The following is a 15732-nucleotide window of genomic DNA, read 5'->3' on the forward strand; positions in this document are numbered from 1 at the left end:
TGAACGAACTGCTCGAACTGCGACCACTCCTGGAAGTGGAAGGGCAGACCCGCCGTCGGCAGCTGCTGGAACATCATGGCGCGGTTGCTGGCATATCCGGTGTCGCCACCGTCCCAGTAGGGCGACGACGCCGACAGCGCGAGAAGATGTGGGTACTGGTCGAGAAGGGATGTGATGATCGGCATCACCTTGTGCGCGGATGAGACACCGACGTGCACGTGCACGCCCCAGATCAGCATCTGCCGACCCCACCACTGGGTCCGCTTGATCAGCTCGGCGTAGCGAGGCGCATCGGTCAGTTGCTCAGCCGACCACTTCGCGAACGGATGAGTTCCCGCGCAGAACAACTCCATGCCACGTTCGCGAACGATCCGGCGGGCAGGCCCCAGCGTGGCGCGCAGGTCGTCCATCGCTTCGGCGGAGTTGTCGCAGATGCCGGTGACGACCTCGACGGTGTTGCGCAGCAATTCCTTGTGCACGTGCGGACTTTCGCCGATCTCGGCGATCACCGCGGCCGCTTCGTTGCTCAGTTCACGTGTCTCGGGATCGACGAGGGCGAACTCCCACTCGACGCCGATCGTCGACCTGGCCGACCCGGCGAAGTCGATCCGCTGCGGCCTACTGAGGGGATATGACACCGCACGCCACCCGCTTGCCGGCATCACCGGTGGCCATCGTGGTTTCGTCGGGGCCGGGGGTGCCGTTGACCTGCTGGTAGCGCTCCGGCGGAATGTTGGCGAAGTTGTCGGCCTTCTCGTGGATGACGATGGCCGTCTTCTGCCCTGCGAGGAGGTCCGCCGCAGTGAAGGCGTCGGTGGTGGTCACCAGGGAAGCCGAGCCGTCGCCACGCACCTGCAGGGACGCCAGGTCTCCGCTGGCCGGATGCGAGGTGTGGCCACCCACCTGGAAGTGCGCACCCGCGGAGTTGAAGTCGCCGGGCGCCCCACCGGTCGGCGCGACGGAGGCGGGCTCGCACTTGCCCACCGAGTGGATGTGCAGGCCGTGGAAGCCGGGGGCCAGCTGGCCGGCCGCGGTGGTCTTCACCGTGATGGTGGCGAAGCCGCCCGAGAAGACGAACTGAGCGGACGCGACGGACGTGCCGTCGGCCGTCTTGACGTCGGCGGTCAGCGTCTCGCCGGTGGCCGTCGTCGGTGCTCCGGCTTCGGATTGCTCACCCGGCGCGGCCGACGGTGGCGGCGAACCTGTCCATACCGACGGCGTGGTGCCGGGCTGCGTGGCGACCGGCTCGTTCGGGGCGCACGCGCTCGCGATGGGAACGATGAGTGCCGCAGCGGCGAGGAGGCGAAGCGGGGCAGAGATCGGCATGTCGGAAAGCCTAACTGGTGACGGCCACGATCACGCCGGGTGGCTGGTCTGCGACAGCCGGAGTTCTTGGTTCCACGGGCGCCTGGAGCAGAGCGCCGATCTCGTCGGCGGCATCCTTCTCACCCGGCGCCTCGCCGAAGTACACGGTCGTGGCGGTCACGTCATCGAGTGTGAGGTTTCCGGTTTCGGCGACGTCCCATTCGGCGTCGCGCAGGCGGGTCGCCGTTTCCTCGGCCAGACCGGCCACGTCGGAGATGTTGTAGACCCGCACCACGGGCTTTGCCGCAGCCGGCTGCGAGGATTCCGTCGTCGGGGAGGGGGTCGTCGTGACGGTGGTGGTCGAGTTCGACGAGCTGCTGTCGTTGTCGTCGCCGGAGCCGATGGCCTGGAACCCGACCAGCAGAAAGATCACACCGAGGAACAGCAGCACCATGACCATGGCACGCAGGGGTAACCCGGAGGACTCTCGTTGATTCATCGCACTCACTGTATCGAGACGGGGTCTCGCCAAGAAACTTCGAGGTGAAACCTTCAGGTACCGATCACGTCACGTCGAAGCCGAGCCGGCGGGCCGCACGTGCCTTCTGGCGGCTGGCTCGGAGCCGACGCAGACGCTTGACCAGCATGGGGTCGGCCGCGAGCGCTTCAGGGCGGTCGACCAGCGCGTTGAGGACCTGGTAGTAGCGGGTCGCCGACATCGAGAACAATTCCTTGATGGCGTCTTCCTTGGACCCCGCGTACTTCCACCACTGCCGTTCGAACGCGAGAATGTCGTGTTCGCGGCGGGTCAGACCGTCGGCGAGGGCCGCGTCGTCCCCGGACTTTTCAGTCCGTGCAATGGCGCCGTCCATTTGCTCTGAGGACCCTTCCAACAGTCAATACATTCCGGTGGTGACGGCCCACATTCAACCACGGCAGACGGAGTAGAGCCGTGAGCCTTGCCCGCGAGTCGGCCGACTTAAGCGGGCCCACTAATCTTCCTGCATGGCCGTAGTACCCATCCGCATCGTGGGAGATCCCGTCCTGCACACCACAACCAGTCCAATTCCGGTCGGCGACGACGGTTCGCTGCCGCCCGAGCTCGCGGAACTGATCGCGAATTTGTACGAAACGATGGATGCCGCCCATGGTGTCGGCTTGGCCGCCAACCAGATCGGCGTTTCCCAGCGCGTGTTCGTCTACGACTGCGCCGACGAGCGGGGCGTCGCGACCCGCCGGCGAGGCGTCGTCGTCAACCCGGTCCTCGAGACCTCCGAGGTGCCGGAGACGATGCCCGATCCCGACGACGACGACGAGGGCTGTCTGTCGGTGCCCGGCGAATCGTTCCCGACGGGACGGGCCAGCTGGGCGCGCGTCACGGGACTCGACGCCGACGGAACGCCGATCACGCTGGAGGGCGCCGGGCTGTTTGCTCGGATGCTCCAGCACGAGACCGGTCACCTCGACGGGTTTCTCTATCTCGACCGGTTGATCGGCAGGCACGCGCGCGCCGCCAAGCGCACCGTGAAGTCCAACGGCTGGGGCGTGCCCGGGCTCACCTGGACCCCCGGTGAGGATCCCGACCCGTTCGGGCACTAGCAGGTGGCTCAACTAGTGCCCGAGCTTCCCGAGGTCGGCACCCGTGTCAGCCTGAGGTACCGCCTGCCCGCCGGGTCGGTGCCGCCGCTGAGCGACGTCGTCGGGCATCTGCTCGACGTCGGCCCCACTCTGCGGGTCCGCGACAAGCGTGGCGACGTGGTCACGGTGGCCGCGGTCGACGTGGTGTCGATCAGGCCGTTGTCGGCCATGCCGGTGCGCACGTCCGAGATCCGCAATCTGGAGCACGCCGCCGCGCTCGCGTGGCCCGGCGTCGAGCAGCAGTGGATCGACGGGTGGCTGCTGCGGTTCGGCCACGGCAGCACCAGGCGTGCGAACTCGGCCGTGCCGCTGCTGCCATGGCCTCATCCGGACCTCGGTGCGATCGTCGAGTGGTACGCCGGGCGGGGGGCGCCGCCGCTGATCGCCGCACCAGACCGCCTGTTCCTGATACCACCCGGTGCGCCGACCGACGGTGAGAACGTCGTGATGACAAGGCAATTGACCGGTGTCGTGGCGCCAGACGTGCCGAGCGTCACGCTGACGTCGCGTCCAGATGACGACTGGTTGGCCCTACATCCCCGCGGCGTGCCTGCCGACGTCCTGACCGCGGTCGTCGACGGCGAGGTGGCGTTCGCGAGCGTGGCTGGCGCCGCGGTGGGACGTGGCGCCGTCACGGTGGCACCCGACGGCACGCGGTGGGCAGGGCTGTCGGCGGTGCACGTCGCCGAAGGAGCCCGCCGCCGCGGCCTGGCCCGTGCGCTGTGTGAGGCCCTCCTCGGGTGGGCCACCGAACGCGGCGCCACCCGCGCCTACGTACAGGTGGTCACCGACAACGCCGCGGCGACAACGCTCTACGAGTCGATGGGCTTCGGCGCCCATCACCGCTCGCGGTACCTGCGGCTAGGGTGAACCGTGTGCGACTGGCCACCTGGAACGTCAACTCGATCCGCTCCCGCATCGACAGGGTCACCGACTGGCTGCAGCGCGGCGACGTCGACGTGCTCGCGATGCAGGAGACCAAGTGCACTGACGCCCAGTTCCCGACGATGCCGTTCGCGGCACTCGGGTACGACGTCGTCCACTACGGACACAACCAGTGGAACGGCGTGGCGATCGCGTCGCGCGTCGGCATCGACGACGTCCAGATGGGCTTCGACGGGCAGCCCGCGTTCAATGACGCGGACGAGGCCAGGGCCATCGGAGCGACGTGCGGCGGGGTGCGGGTCTGGAGCCTGTACGTGCCCAACGGCCGCACCATCGAGGACCCGCACTACGCCTACAAGCTGGAATGGCTTGCCGCATTGCGGAATACGTCCTCCGGTTGGCTGGCGGACGACGATACCGCGCCGACCGCGCTCGTCGGGGACTGGAACATCGCCCCCACCGACGAGGACGTCTGGGACGTCGAGTTCTTCCGCGGCAGCACCCACGTCACCGAGCCCGAACGGGCCGCGTTCAACGCGTTCACCGACGCGAAGTTCACCGACGTGGTCAGACCGTTCACGCCGGGCCCTGGCGTGTACACGTACTGGGACTACACGCAGCTGAGGTTCCCCAAGAAGCAGGGCATGCGCATCGACTTCATCCTCGGTTCACCGGCGTTGGCCTCGCGCGTCACGCACGCCGAAATCGCCCGCGATGAACGCAAGCCCGGCAAGAAGGGCACTCCGGCACCCAGCGATCACGCACCCGTGCTGGTCGATCTGGGGCCTAACGCTTGACGCCGATCGTGATCAGATCCGATACGGCCTGAGTCCACCATGGCCGGTGAACCCGGTGCTGATCACTGACGGTGAATCCCGCCTCCTCGAACAGGTCGCGCACCCGGTCCGGTGACGGATTGTGGGCGGGCGCCCATGCGGCTGCGGCGAACAGCTGCACCGGCAGGAGCTGGCGGGGACTGATCGTCGCGACCGCCACCACTCCGCCTGGCGCGAGGACGCGATGGAAGTCGCGCAGCGCGGCCGGCTGATCGAAGAAGTGGAACGCCGAGGTGGTGACGACGGCGTCGAGGAATTCATCGGCGAACGGGAGTTGCTCGGCAGGCGCCTTCTTCCAGAACACCGACGACGACCGCTGCCTGGCCTGTCCGAGCATGCCGTCCGACATGTCGACCCCGTAGACCTCCTCGGGGAGCAACTCATCGGCTATCCGCGACGCGAGAATGCCCGTTCCGCAGGCGATGTCGGCCACCCGCCGCGATCCGTGGGCCTGCAGCGCGGCGATCACCTCGTCTTGGGCGGGCTGGTAGACGAGCCGTTGCAGGCACCGCTGGTCGTATGCGGGTGCGGCGAAACTCCAGAACCGCGTGATCGAATCGTTGAGCGTTCTGCGCTGGGCCGTCGTCATGGACTCCAGGGTAGAGACGGCTAACGCTTGGGCCGGATCGGCGTGTGCTGACCTGCGGCCAGCCACCATTGCCGGGCACGCCTGACGAGGACGAACGTCGTCATCTCGGAGAACGTCCCCGGATCGGTGTCCGCGATCGGCGTCCCGTCCTCGCCCATGGCGATCCGTCGCACCTGCGCCACCGCGACGTCGGGTGCGGGCGCACTGACCCGGACGGTCTCATACCGGGACGAAGCACCACCGACGCTCCTTGGCAGCATCCGGCGGTGGACGTCGTGCAGGGTGTCGTACCCGAGAACGGTGTCGCCGAAGGGAGTTCCCCACAGCACGTCGTCGGCGAAGTGGGCGTTGAACACGTCGGCGTCACGGCCGTCGACACCAGCCTGCAGTTCCGCGACGAAGGCGTCGACGGCGAGCCGCGCCTCTTCGATGCGGTCCTCGTCGTCGGAGAGTGTGGGTCGGTCCTCGGGCATGGACTCAGGCTAGGGGCTCAACCGGGCCCGAGGTCAACCGCGAGCGCGCGCGGACTGCCAAGAATCTCGGCGTGTCGCGGAGCAGACACGCACGCTCGCGGGGAAACGGAACCTCAGGCCACGTTGTCGGCGTCCGCCTCGGTGCCGTACCGGCCCGCGCTGAACAGCGAGGCCACCGCGCCGAGCAGCATCATCACCGCCGCGGCGATGAACACCACGGTCAGCCCGGAGTGGAAGGGCTCGGTGATCAACTGTGGGAAGAACGTCTTGCCCGTGAGCAGGTCGGCGTTCACCGCGGGATCCTGCAGAGCGCCGGATGGACCAAGCAGCTCGCCCATCGGGTTGTAGCCAAGGAATGCCGCGAACAGGCTGCCGACCGGCGGCAGGTTGGCCACGTCGTGCGCGACGGACGCCGAAACACCCTGCGCCTGAAGACCGCTGCTCATCGCCGACGGCAACGTGTTGGCAAGCCCGACGATCATCAGTGAGAAGAAGACGCCGATGGACAGCGACGAACCCGCGTTGAAGAACGTCGCCCGGACGCCGGAAGCGGCCCCTCGCTGGGCGGCGGGCACGCTCGACATGATCGCCGCGGTGTTGGGCGCGGTGAAGATGCCACCGCCGAGGCCGTTCAGGAAGACCAGAACGGCGAAGACCCAGTAGTTGAAGTTCACCGGGATCAGCACCAGCGCGATGAAGGTCGCCGCCATCAGGAGCATGCCGCCGACCGTGAACGGCCGGGCGCCGAAGCGGTCGGACAGTGAGCCGGCTACGGGCCCGGCCACCAGGAAGCCGAACGTGATCGGCAGCAGGTAGATGCCCGCCCACAGCGGGGTGGACTCGAAGCTGTAGCCGTGCAGGGGAAGCCAGATTCCCTGCAGCCAGATGATGAGCATGAACTGCAGGCCGCCGCGTCCCATCGAGGACATCAGTCCGGCCAGGTTGCCCATGCCGAACGACGCGGACCGGAACAACCGGACGTCGACCATCGGAGATTTGACGTGCAACTCGATGAAGCAGAACGCCACCAGGGACAGCAGACCGAAGGCGATCGCCCCAAGCACCAGCGGGTTGGTCCACCCGGTGGTTGAGTCGCCGTAGGGCTGGATGCCGTAGGTGATGCCTGCGAGCAGCACCGTCAAACCGACACCGAAGGTCAGGGTGCCCGGCCAGTCGAGCCGGCCTGCGGTGCGGGTGCCGAGTTCCCGCAGCGAGCGGACGCTCCAGATGGTGCCGAGGATGCCGATCGGCACACCGACCCAGAAGATGGCCTTCCAGTGCCATTCGGACAGGAATCCGCCGATGAGCAGGCCGAGGAACGATCCGGCGACGGCGGACACCATGTTGACGCCGAGCGCCATGCCACGCTGGTTGGCCGGGAAGGCATCGGTGAGGATCGCCGACGACGACGCCATCAGCATCGCCCCGCCGATACCCTGGATCACGCGCCAGCCGATCAGCCAGAGGGCGCCGCCACCGAGATGGAACGGATCGAACGACAGGGCGACCGCGGCGAGCGTGAAGACCACGAAGCCCCAGTTGTAGATGCGGACCCGGCCCAACATGTCACCGAGGCGCCCGAAGGGGACCACCAGAACGGCGGTCACCACCAGATAGCCCATCAGCATCCACAGCAGATAACTCACGTTGCCTGGGGCCAGCGGGTTGAGCCCGATGCCGCGGAAGATCGCAGGCAGCGAGATCAGGACGATCGAGGCGTTGATGGTGGCCAGCAGCGTGCCGAGCGTGGTGTTGGACAGCACCACCCACTTGTAGTGAGGGTGGTCGTGGTCCATCCGCCGACGCCGCGTCGCGGTTTCGGCGAGGGCCGCGTCGGGCGTCTCGAGGTCAGTCATCAGCTCCGGTTACCTATCGAAATCATGGAATCGAGGGCTGCGTCGCCCAAAACACATACGTTAGCTATACAAAAGACTTCGGGGCAATTCCATTCCCTCCAGTTTCCGTCACATCACCCGGCAAAAAGCCGCCTTGCGCTTGCGGTACGTTGAGTCCCGTCCGCGGGAGCGCACACCCTGGTGCGCTGAGAGGACGGCTTGAGCTTGATATTCGCACCGCGAATGGGGCCGTCGACCGTATGAACCTGACCGGGTAATGCCGGCGTAGGGAGGGGAAACGTTGAACTATCTACCGCTCACCCCGCCCGGGCAGACGCCGCTGCGCGTGATGACGATCGCAGGCTCCGACTCCGGCGGCGGTGCGGGCATCCAGGCCGACCTGCGCACGTTCGCCATGCTGGGCGTGCACGGCTGTGTGTCGGTGGCCGCGGTCACCGTTCAGAACTCCGTCGGCGTGAAGGGCTTCCACGAGATCCCCCTCGACGTCATCACCGGGCAGATCCGGGCCGTCGCCGAGGACATCGGCATTCAGGCCGCCAAGACGGGGATGCTGGCGTCGTCGGACATCATCGGGGCGGTGGCGCAGACCTGGCGCGACCTGGCTGCCGAAGACGTGGCGCCACCTCTCGTCGTCGACCCCGTCTGCGCCTCCATGCACGGCGACCCGCTGTTGCACCCGTCGGCGTTGGACGCGCTTCGCCACGACCTCTTTCCGCTTGCCACGCTGGTCACGCCCAACCTCGACGAGGTACGGCTCATCGTGGACATCGGGGTCGTCGATGCCGCCACCCAACGCGATGCGGCACGGGCCCTGCACGCACTCGGCCCGAAGTGGGCGCTGGTCAAGGGCGGCCACCTTCGCTCGTCGTCGCACAGCCCCGACCTGCTCTTCGACGGCACCGACTTCCTCGAGTTCGACGCCGAACGCATCGACACCGGCCACGATCACGGCGCGGGCGACACCCTCGCGGCCGCGACGGCATGCGCGCTGGCACACGGCTACTCGGTGCCGGACGCGGTGGCGTTCGCCAAGCAGTGGGTCACCGAATGTCTGCGTGCCGCGTACCCGTTGGGCCACGGCCACGGCCCGGTGTCGCCGCTCTTCCGGCTCGATCGGGCGCACGATGGATCTTGACGCCATCGCGGGCATCGCGCACGAGCCGGCGGGCACGCCCGTGGGGGCCGTGGTGCTGACCCACGGAGCCGGCGGCAGCCGGGACTCGCCGCTACTGGTCAAGGTCTGCGACCAGTGGGCCGGGCGGGGCTGGCTCGCGATCCGCTTCAACCTGCCGTACCGGCGGCGCAGGCCGAAGGGGCCACCGTCGGGGTCCGCCAAGGCGGATCAGGCGGGTGTCGTCGAGGCGGTCGCGCTGGCCCGCACTCTGGTCGACGGTCCGGTCCTCGCGGGCGGGCACTCCTACGGCGGTCGCATGACGTCGATGGCGGTGGCTGACGGCCTGCCCGTCGACGTCCTCACCCTGTTCTCCTATCCGCTGCACCCACCGGGCAAGCCCGAACGCGCGCGCACCGAACACCTGCCCCGCATCGGCGCACCGACCGTCTTCACCCACGGCACCTCGGATCCCTTCGGCACCATCGACGAACTGCGGGCCGCCGCGGCACTCGTCTCTGGGCCCACCGAGGTCGTCGAGGTCACCGGCGCCCGTCACGACCTTGGCTCCAAGACCCTCGACGTTCCCGCGCTCGCGGTCGACGCCGCACTACGGTCGCTGCGGCCCTGATCCTGCTATCTTGCCGGGATGAGCTGGCCGTCGGGAGATCCCAATCAGCCGCCCGCGTACGGGGCGCCGCCCCCACCCCAGTACGGGCCGCCGGGGGCTCCGCCGCCTCCCCCGATGCCCTATCAACAGGGTCCGTACGGGCCGCCGCCAGGCCAATACGGTCCGCCGGCGGGCTACCCGTACCCCGCGCCGAAGAAGTCACACCGGGGCTTGATCATCGGTCTGGCGGTCCTCGCCGTCGTCCTGCTCGGCGGCCTCGCTGCCGCCGTGATCGTCTTCGTCGTCGCGACGAAGGACAAGGTCATCGCCACCAATCTGGCCACTGGCGACTGCATCACCGACATCCCGGACGGCACGCTGGTGCAGATCGTGCCGAAGGCCGACTGCAGCGAGCCGCACGCCGGTGAGGTGTACGCGGTGCTGACCATGCCGGACGGCGAGTATCCCGGTCAGTCGACGATCGACGAGTGGCAGAACAAGTGCCCAGGCGAACTGGAGTCCTACTCCGCCGATGCCGCGACGGACGATTCGATCGGCGTGTTCGTGCTGTATCCGACGTCGGAGACGTGGGCCCAGGGCGACCGCGAGATCGTCTGCATGGCCACCACGGAGGACAAGCGCAGCGGGTCGATCAAGGGGTGACCGTACCTACCTGATACCTGGGGTACCGTCTCCTCCATGACTTCGGAGCACTTCGACGCGGTCATCGTAGGGGCGGGTTTCGCCGGCATCGGCGCGGCCATTCAGCTCAACCGGCTGGGCTACGACGACTACGTGATCTTGGAGCGCGAGGACGACCTCGGCGGCACCTGGTACGTCAATCACTACCCGGGTCTGGCGGTCGACGTCCCGACCACCACCTACTCGTACTTCTTCGAACCCAACCCGAACTGGTCCCGTCTGTTCACGCCGGGACCGGAGATCAAGCAGTACGCCGACGACGTCGCCTCGAAGTACGACATCCGCAGGCACATGCGCTTCAACACGATCGTCGAGGGTGCGCGCTGGGACGAGGACGCGAGCGCGTGGCGCGTCGCACTTGCCGGCGGTGAGACGCTGGTGGCCCGCTACCTGATCACCGCCACGGGATTCCTGTCGCAGCCGAAGGTTCCGGAGATCCCTGGCATCGAGAGCTTCGAGGGCAAGGTCGTCCACACCACCGAGTGGGAGGACGACTACGACGCCGCCGGACACCGCATCGCGGTGATCGGGACCGGCGCCACCGCCGTCCAGCTGATCCCCGAACTCGCCAAGCAGGCCGCGGATCTCACCGTCTATCAGCGGACCCCGATCTGGGTGGTGCCCAAGATCGACCTGCGCTTCGGCGAGCGCACCAAACGGCTGTTCGCACGAATCCCCTTGACCCAGCGCATCCTTCGCTGGCTGACCGATTCGATCTACGAGATCATGGTCTCCGTCGGGGTGCGCCACTACCGCACCTTCCGCGGGCGGTTCAACGTCTCGGCTTCCGATCTGTCGAAGCTGCACCGATTCGCCGTGATCCGCGATCCCGACTTGCGTCGCCGCCTGGCACCCGACTACGACTTCGGCTGCAAGCGCCCGACGTTCTCCAACGGCTACTACCGCGCGTTCACCAAACCCCATGTGCACCTACAGGACAGCGGCATCGACCACGTCGAGGCCGACGGCATCGTCGGCAACGACGGCAGCAAGAACGTCATCGACACGCTGGTGCTGGCGACGGGCTTCGACCTGTGGGAAGCCAACTTCCCCGCAGTCGAGATCATCGGACGCGACGGCCGCGATCTCGGAAAGTGGTGGCGCGACACCAGATTCCAGGCGTATCAGGGCGTTTCGATGCCGTACTTCCCGAATTACCTGAGCCTGGCCAGTCCCTACGCATTCCTCGGGTTGAACTTCTTCAACACCATGGAGTACCAGATGCGGCTGATGGATCGGCTGTTCACCGAGGTCAAGCGACGCGGGGCGACGACGTTCGAGGTCACCGAGGACGCCAATACGGCCTTCCTGGATCGGATGACCGAACTCCTCGAGGACTCGCTGTTCACGACCGGCAACTGCTCAGGAGCCCATTCGTACTACTTCAACCCAGCGGGAGAGCCGACGCTCCTGCGGCCGTCGTCGACGGAGACGGCCATCAAGGAGGCGTCGGAGTTTCCCCTGAGCGACTATTCAATTGTCTGACTCAATCTCAATTGTCCGATCAGAGAGGATCTTCGGTGACTTACGAGAAGAAGGATTCCCGCGCGGCCGTGTTCGTCGGGCTGGCGCTGGCCGGGACCGGGGTCTCGCACTTCGTCCGGCCGCAGGCGTTCGAGGGGATCACCGTGTCCGCCTTCCCGCGCGACACCCGCAAGCACATCTACACCAATGGCGGCATCGAGACGGCGATCGGTCTCGGGTTGGCCGCTCGGAAGACCAGGAAGCTGGCCGTCGTCGGCCTTCTCGCGTATGGCGCCTACCTCGGGGCCAACATCGCCCGCAACCGGTAACACGCCGGCAAACACCACGAGCGAACTCACAGACAGTCGCGTCCAGCTTCCGCGGCTTCCGGAGGATCGGCAGCTACTCTGCTCGAGGTGCCCCCTGTTACCAGAGTGACTGATGTGTCGATGTTGTCGCGTCGTCGCGTTCTCATGGGCGCGGTGGCCTCGGCGGCGGGCATCGCCCTGGTTCGCTGCGGGGTGAGCGCCTCCAGCCAGGCCGCTCAGGTGCCCGCTCCGGTGGCGGCCGTCGGGCCACCGCTCCCGCCGGAATGGCCGACGCTATTGCCCCCACCACCGGTCGGGGCACGGATGACGCTCCCCGGCGGCGGCGTGCTCAGCGCCCTTCCCGGTCCCGGTGGCGACCTGCTGTCGCTCACCCTCGACGACGGCGTCGACACCGGCGTGGTCCGCGGCTACTGCCAACTGGCCAAGGACACCGGCATTCGCCTCACGATGTTCGTGACGGGGGTCTACTCGTCGTGGACCGAGAATCGCGACGCGTTGCTGCCGCTGGTGGAGTCGGGCCAGGTGCAGCTGGGCAACCACACGTGGATTCACCCGGACCTCACCAAGCTGACGGGGGCTCGGATCGCCGACGAGCTGAGACACACGGATCAGTTCCTCAGGGACACCTTCGGCGTGGATGCGACACCTTACTACCGGCCGCCGTACGGCGCCTACAACGACCTGGTCCAGTCGGTGGCTGGGGATTTCGGCTACACCGAAACCGCGCTGTGGGACGGCAATCTCGGCGATGATCAGATCCTCGCCCCGCGAGACGTCGTCGCGAACGCCGACAAGTACTACACCGCGAACTCCGTCGTGATCGCTCACCTCAACCACCCGCCGGTCACCACCGTCTATCACGAACTCGTCGACATCATCGCGGACCGCAAGCTCCGCACGGTGACGCTCAACGACGTCTTCCTCAAGCCAGAGGCGGCCCGCCTCACCTCCGCCTACCCCGGCTAGCGTCTAGCCCGTGACATCGGCCGAGCAGCCCGCCCTGCGGCGCAGGCTTGGCACCGCCGACGCCGTCGTCATCGGGCTCGGCTCGATGCTGGGCGCGGGGATCTTCGTCGCGCTTGCGCCCGCCGCCGCGGCCGCTGGGTCGGCGCTTCTCCTCGGCCTCGCGGTCGCCGCGGTCGTCGCCTACTGCAACGCCACGTCGTCGGCCCGGCTCGCCGTTCGCTACCCGGAGTCGGGTGGTACCTACGTGTACGGGCGCGAACGCCTCGGGCCGTTCTGGGGATACACCGCGGGCTGGTGCTTCGTCGTCGGCAAGACCGCATCATGTGCCGCGATGGCACTCACGGTCGGCGTCTACGCGTGGCCGGCGTACGCACACGCCGTGGCGGTCTCGACCGTCGTCGCGTTGACGGTGGTGAACACCGTCGGCGTGCAGAAGTCGGCATGGCTCACCCGCGTCATCGTGGCGGCGGTGCTGGCGGTCCTGGCCGCGGTCGTCGTCGTGATCGTCGGATCCGGCGATGCCGAGGTCTCCCGGCTGTCGCTCGGCGCAGGCGTGAACGCCCTTGGCGTGCTCCAGTCCGCGGGTCTGCTGTTCTTCGCGTTCGCGGGCTATGCGCGCATCGCCACGCTCGGGGAGGAGGTGCGCGACCCCACGACGACGATTCCGCGGGCCATCCGCGTCGCGCTGTTCGCCACCCTGGTGGTCTACGCCGTCGTCGCGGGCACGGTGCTGGCCCAACTGGGCGGTGCGGCAATGGCTTCCGCGACGGCACCGCTGGCCGACGCGGTGACCGCCGCGGGCCAGCCCGGCTGGGCTCCGGTGGTACGGGTCGGGGCAGCCGTCGCCGCGCTCGGCTCCCTGCTGGCGCTGACGCTCGGCGTGTCCCGCACGGTGCTGGCGATGGCCCGCGACCGCCACCTGCCGCCGGTTCTCGCCGCGGTGCATCCCCGGTTCAACAGCCCATATCGCGCGGAGGTGGCGGTAGGCGCCGTGGTCGCCCTCCTCGCTGCCACGCTCGACCTGCGCGGCGCCATCGGCTTCTCGTCCTTCGCCGTGCTGGTGTACTACGCGATCGCCAACGCATCGGCATTCACCCTCGGCGCGAGGATGATTCCCGTCGCAGGACTGATCGGCTGCCTGATGCTCGCAGCCACACTGCCACCGACGTCGGTGGTCGTCGGCATCGGCGTCGTGCTGATCGGCGCAGCGGCGTACGCAGTCCGTCGCCCGTAGTCGGTAAACTAGACAGTTTCAACTGTTCAGTTTAAGCTGTCGACATGGGGCAGGTCAGTGAATCGGCGGTAGCGGCGGCGCGCGATCTGCGCGTGATGTTCAGCAGGCTGCGCAGGCGACTACTCGAGGTCGCCACCGCCGACGACCTGACGCCGTCCCAGACCGCGGTCCTGATCCGGCTCATCAAGGACGGCCCCGCGGCGACCAGCCTACTGGCCGGTGCGGAACGCGTGCGCCCGCAGTCGATGGCCACCACGCTGGCCGGCCTCGACCGCCACGGATTGATCGTTCGGACGCCAGATCCCGAGGACGGACGACGGCAGCTGATCACGCTCACCGAGGGCGGCCGCAGGCACGCCGAGAAGGATCGCAGGGTGCGCGAGGAGTGGCTCGTGCTCGCCATGCAGGACCGCTACACCGAACCGGAGCGCCGCGTGATCAACGAAGCGTTGGCACTCCTGGAAAGACTGAACGACTAGCGAAAGGTCATTGATCACTATGGAATTGGGCGTTCACTACATCGACTTCCTGCCCGGCGCGCCGGAGAAGCTCGGCCCGACCCTCGCCGCGACCGCGAAGGCGGCCGAGGATGCGGGGGCCGGCATGTTCACCCTGGCCGACCACCTCTTCCAGATGGAGGCGATGGGCCGGGCCGAGGACCCCTTCCTCGAGGGCTACACGTCGATGGGCTTTCTGGCCGGTCAGACCGACCGCATCCCCCTGACCATGCTCGTCACCGGCGTGACCTATCGGTATCCCGGCGTGCTGGCCAAGACCATGACGACGCTCGACGTGCTGTCGCAGGGCCGCTCGATGTTCGGCATCGGCGCCGCCTGGTACGAACGCGAGCACCTGGCGCTCGGCGTGCCGTATCCCCCGGTCAAGGACCGGTTCGAGATGCTGGAGGAGACACTGCAGATCTGCCAGCAGATGTGGAGCGACGACGACGGTCCGTACGAGGGCAAGCACTACCGGTTGGCCGAGACCATCTGTCAGCCACAGCCGATCCGGCGGCCACCGATCCTGATCGGCGGCGATGGCGAGAAGAAAACCCTGCGCCTCGTCGCGCAGTACGCCGACGTGTGGAACTCCACGTCGGGAATCGACGAGCTGCCACACAAGATCGACGTGCTGCGCAGGCATTGCGACGACGTGGGCCGTGACTTCTCCGACATTCGACTCACCGCAGGCTTCTTCACCGATCCGTTCGCCGATCTCGACGGGTACCTGCGCACCGTCGACCAGTTCGCGGCACTGGGCTTCGACCTGCTCAACTCCGGCCCCTTTCCCGGAAACCCGGATCCGGCCGGCTGGGTGAAACGGCTTGGCGATGAGGTCATTCCGCGTCTGCCCAGCTAGTCGGCTGGCGACATGGGCTCCGATGGTGTGTAGTCCAACCTGTGATCCCACTGACCTGGAAGCCCGTCCCGTCCGACGCGCACGTCGTCGGGCCCGATGAACGGCTGAGCTGGCCGCGCACCATCGGCATCGGCGCGCAACACGTCGTGGCGATGTTCGGCGCCACGTTCCTGGTGCCGGTGCTGACGGGATTCCCGCCCGCCACCACGCTGCTGTTCTCCGGCATTGGCACGCTGCTGTTCCTGATCATCACCGGCAACCGCCTGCCGAGCTACCTCGGGTCGAGCTTCGCGGTGATCGCCCCGGTGACGGCGGCGGTGACGTCGAACGGAACCGGTAGCGCGCTGGGCGGTTTGGTGGCGGTTGGCGTACTGC

General features: G+C 67.7%; 20 protein-coding genes. 13 read left to right on the forward strand and 7 right to left on the reverse strand.

The features are described 5' to 3' along the window. From ACRDUX_RS34950 to napA, 4 genes are all read right to left on the reverse strand, one after another. Positions 1–662: carboxylate-amine ligase (locus ACRDUX_RS34950; protein ID WP_526421119.1), on the reverse strand; the 662-nt coding region annotated here is incomplete at its 3' end. Further along, positions 619–1326 (reverse strand): superoxide dismutase[Cu-Zn], encoded by a 708-nt coding sequence (sodC, locus tag ACRDUX_RS34955; protein WP_526421121.1) that lies wholly within the window; start codon positions 1324–1326, stop codon positions 619–621. The genes sodC and ACRDUX_RS34950, both read right to left, overlap by 44 nt. Positions 1327–1336: 10 nt before the next feature. After that, complete coding sequence (locus tag ACRDUX_RS34960) at positions 1337–1804, reverse strand: LytR C-terminal domain-containing protein (protein ID WP_526421123.1); 468 nt, start codon at positions 1802–1804, stop codon at positions 1337–1339. 64 nt (positions 1805–1868) lie between these two features. Further along, the gene (napA, locus tag ACRDUX_RS34965) at positions 1869–2177 is read right to left on the reverse strand and encodes a nucleoid-associated protein NapA (RefSeq protein ID WP_293240964.1); all 309 of its coding nucleotides are present in this window, start codon (positions 2175–2177) and stop codon (positions 1869–1871) included. A 133-nt stretch (positions 2178–2310) separates the two neighbouring features. Between napA and ACRDUX_RS34970 the strand changes: the two genes are divergently transcribed. From ACRDUX_RS34970 to ACRDUX_RS34980, 3 genes are read left to right on the forward strand one after another with little or no spacing between them, the layout of a single operon-like run. Next, positions 2311–2904, forward strand: a complete 594-nt coding sequence (locus ACRDUX_RS34970) for a peptide deformylase (RefSeq protein WP_526421125.1) — start codon at positions 2311–2313, stop codon at positions 2902–2904. A gap of 15 nt (positions 2905–2919) precedes the next feature. Then, positions 2920–3813: an N-acetylglutamate synthase, CG3035 family gene (locus ACRDUX_RS34975; RefSeq protein WP_526421127.1), complete on the forward strand. Its 894-nt coding sequence runs from the start codon at positions 2920–2922 to the stop codon at positions 3811–3813. Positions 3814–3818: 5 nt separating this feature from the next. Further along, complete coding sequence (locus ACRDUX_RS34980; protein WP_526421128.1) at positions 3819–4625, forward strand: exodeoxyribonuclease III; 807 nt, start codon at positions 3819–3821, stop codon at positions 4623–4625. On the opposite strand, the gene ACRDUX_RS34985 is transcribed toward ACRDUX_RS34980, so the two are convergent. The 3 genes from ACRDUX_RS34985 to ACRDUX_RS34995 form a co-directional block, all read right to left on the reverse strand. After that, entirely contained in the window at positions 4615–5253 is a 639-nt protein-coding gene (locus ACRDUX_RS34985; RefSeq protein WP_526421130.1) for a class I SAM-dependent DNA methyltransferase, read from the reverse strand. The two genes, ACRDUX_RS34980 and ACRDUX_RS34985, sit on opposite strands and share 11 nt — an antisense overlap. A 20-nt stretch (positions 5254–5273) precedes the next feature. Continuing rightward, positions 5274–5726 (reverse strand): SgcJ/EcaC family oxidoreductase, encoded by a 453-nt coding sequence (locus ACRDUX_RS34990; protein ID WP_526421132.1) that lies wholly within the window; start codon positions 5724–5726, stop codon positions 5274–5276. Positions 5727–5839: 113 nt separating this feature from the next. Beyond that, on the reverse strand, positions 5840–7582 hold the full coding sequence (locus tag ACRDUX_RS34995) for an MFS transporter (protein ID WP_526421134.1): 1743 nt from the start codon (positions 7580–7582) through the stop codon (positions 5840–5842). Positions 7583–7862: 280 nt separating this feature from the next. Here ACRDUX_RS34995 and thiD point away from each other — a divergent pair, with 280 nt between their 5' ends. The 10 genes from thiD to ACRDUX_RS35045 all read left to right on the forward strand — a co-directional run. Next, positions 7863–8717 carry a bifunctional hydroxymethylpyrimidine kinase/phosphomethylpyrimidine kinase gene (gene thiD, locus ACRDUX_RS35000; protein WP_526421136.1) on the forward strand — a complete coding sequence of 285 codons (855 nt, stop codon included), beginning with the start codon at positions 7863–7865 and terminating at the stop codon, positions 8715–8717. Beyond that, positions 8707–9324 (forward strand): alpha/beta hydrolase family protein, encoded by a 618-nt coding sequence (locus ACRDUX_RS35005; RefSeq protein ID WP_526421138.1) that lies wholly within the window; start codon positions 8707–8709, stop codon positions 9322–9324. Before thiD ends, ACRDUX_RS35005 begins: the two co-directional genes overlap by 11 nt. An 18-nt stretch (positions 9325–9342) precedes the next feature. Then, entirely contained in the window at positions 9343–9966 is a 624-nt protein-coding gene (locus ACRDUX_RS35010; protein ID WP_526421140.1) for a septum formation family protein, read from the forward strand. Positions 9967–10002: 36 nt separating this feature from the next. Then, a complete protein-coding gene (locus ACRDUX_RS35015; protein ID WP_526421142.1) occupies positions 10003–11490 on the forward strand; it encodes a flavin-containing monooxygenase in 1488 nt (495 codons plus the stop codon). A 35-nt stretch (positions 11491–11525) separates the two neighbouring features. Beyond that, positions 11526–11798 carry a DoxX-related protein gene (locus ACRDUX_RS35020; RefSeq protein WP_526421144.1) on the forward strand — a complete coding sequence of 91 codons (273 nt, stop codon included), beginning with the start codon at positions 11526–11528 and terminating at the stop codon, positions 11796–11798. A 105-nt stretch (positions 11799–11903) separates the two neighbouring features. Continuing rightward, the gene (locus ACRDUX_RS35025; protein ID WP_526421146.1) at positions 11904–12764 is read left to right on the forward strand and encodes a polysaccharide deacetylase family protein; all 861 of its coding nucleotides are present in this window, start codon (positions 11904–11906) and stop codon (positions 12762–12764) included. Positions 12765–12774: 10 nt separating this feature from the next. Then, positions 12775–13998, forward strand: a complete 1224-nt coding sequence (locus tag ACRDUX_RS35030) for an amino acid permease (protein ID WP_526421148.1) — start codon at positions 12775–12777, stop codon at positions 13996–13998. A gap of 44 nt (positions 13999–14042) precedes the next feature. Continuing rightward, on the forward strand, positions 14043–14477 hold the full coding sequence (locus ACRDUX_RS35035) for a MarR family winged helix-turn-helix transcriptional regulator (protein ID WP_526421150.1): 435 nt from the start codon (positions 14043–14045) through the stop codon (positions 14475–14477). 19 nt (positions 14478–14496) lie between these two features. Beyond that, positions 14497–15357, forward strand: a complete 861-nt coding sequence (locus tag ACRDUX_RS35040; RefSeq protein ID WP_526421152.1) for an LLM class F420-dependent oxidoreductase — start codon at positions 14497–14499, stop codon at positions 15355–15357. A 41-nt stretch (positions 15358–15398) separates the two neighbouring features. After that, positions 15399–15732, forward strand: a 334-nt coding sequence (locus tag ACRDUX_RS35045) for a solute carrier family 23 protein (RefSeq protein ID WP_526421154.1), incomplete at its 3' end; no start/stop codon positions are given.

Origin of the sequence: Mycobacterium sp. (assembly GCF_050701675.1) — a bacterium.
Classification (GTDB): domain Bacteria; phylum Actinomycetota; class Actinomycetes; order Mycobacteriales; family Mycobacteriaceae; genus Mycobacterium.

Coding starts and splice junctions, on each gene's coding strand:
- sodC (WP_526421121.1), bottom strand. CDS start 1,326: ATGCCGATCTCTGCCCCGCTTCGCCTCCTCGCCGCTGCGGCACTCATC.
- ACRDUX_RS34960 (WP_526421123.1), bottom strand. CDS start 1,804: ATGAATCAACGAGAGTCCTCCGGGTTACCCCTGCGTGCCATGGTCATG.
- napA (WP_293240964.1), bottom strand. CDS start 2,177: ATGGACGGCGCCATTGCACGGACTGAAAAGTCCGGGGACGACGCGGCC.
- ACRDUX_RS34970 (WP_526421125.1), top strand. CDS start 2,311: ATGGCCGTAGTACCCATCCGCATCGTGGGAGATCCCGTCCTGCACACC.
- ACRDUX_RS34985 (WP_526421130.1), bottom strand. CDS start 5,253: ATGACGACGGCCCAGCGCAGAACGCTCAACGATTCGATCACGCGGTTC.
- ACRDUX_RS34990 (WP_526421132.1), bottom strand. CDS start 5,726: ATGCCCGAGGACCGACCCACACTCTCCGACGACGAGGACCGCATCGAA.
- ACRDUX_RS34995 (WP_526421134.1), bottom strand. CDS start 7,582: ATGACTGACCTCGAGACGCCCGACGCGGCCCTCGCCGAAACCGCGACG.
- ACRDUX_RS35005 (WP_526421138.1), top strand. CDS start 8,707: ATGGATCTTGACGCCATCGCGGGCATCGCGCACGAGCCGGCGGGCACG.
- ACRDUX_RS35010 (WP_526421140.1), top strand. CDS start 9,343: ATGAGCTGGCCGTCGGGAGATCCCAATCAGCCGCCCGCGTACGGGGCG.
- ACRDUX_RS35015 (WP_526421142.1), top strand. CDS start 10,003: ATGACTTCGGAGCACTTCGACGCGGTCATCGTAGGGGCGGGTTTCGCC.
- ACRDUX_RS35035 (WP_526421150.1), top strand. CDS start 14,043: ATGGGGCAGGTCAGTGAATCGGCGGTAGCGGCGGCGCGCGATCTGCGC.
- ACRDUX_RS35040 (WP_526421152.1), top strand. CDS start 14,497: ATGGAATTGGGCGTTCACTACATCGACTTCCTGCCCGGCGCGCCGGAG.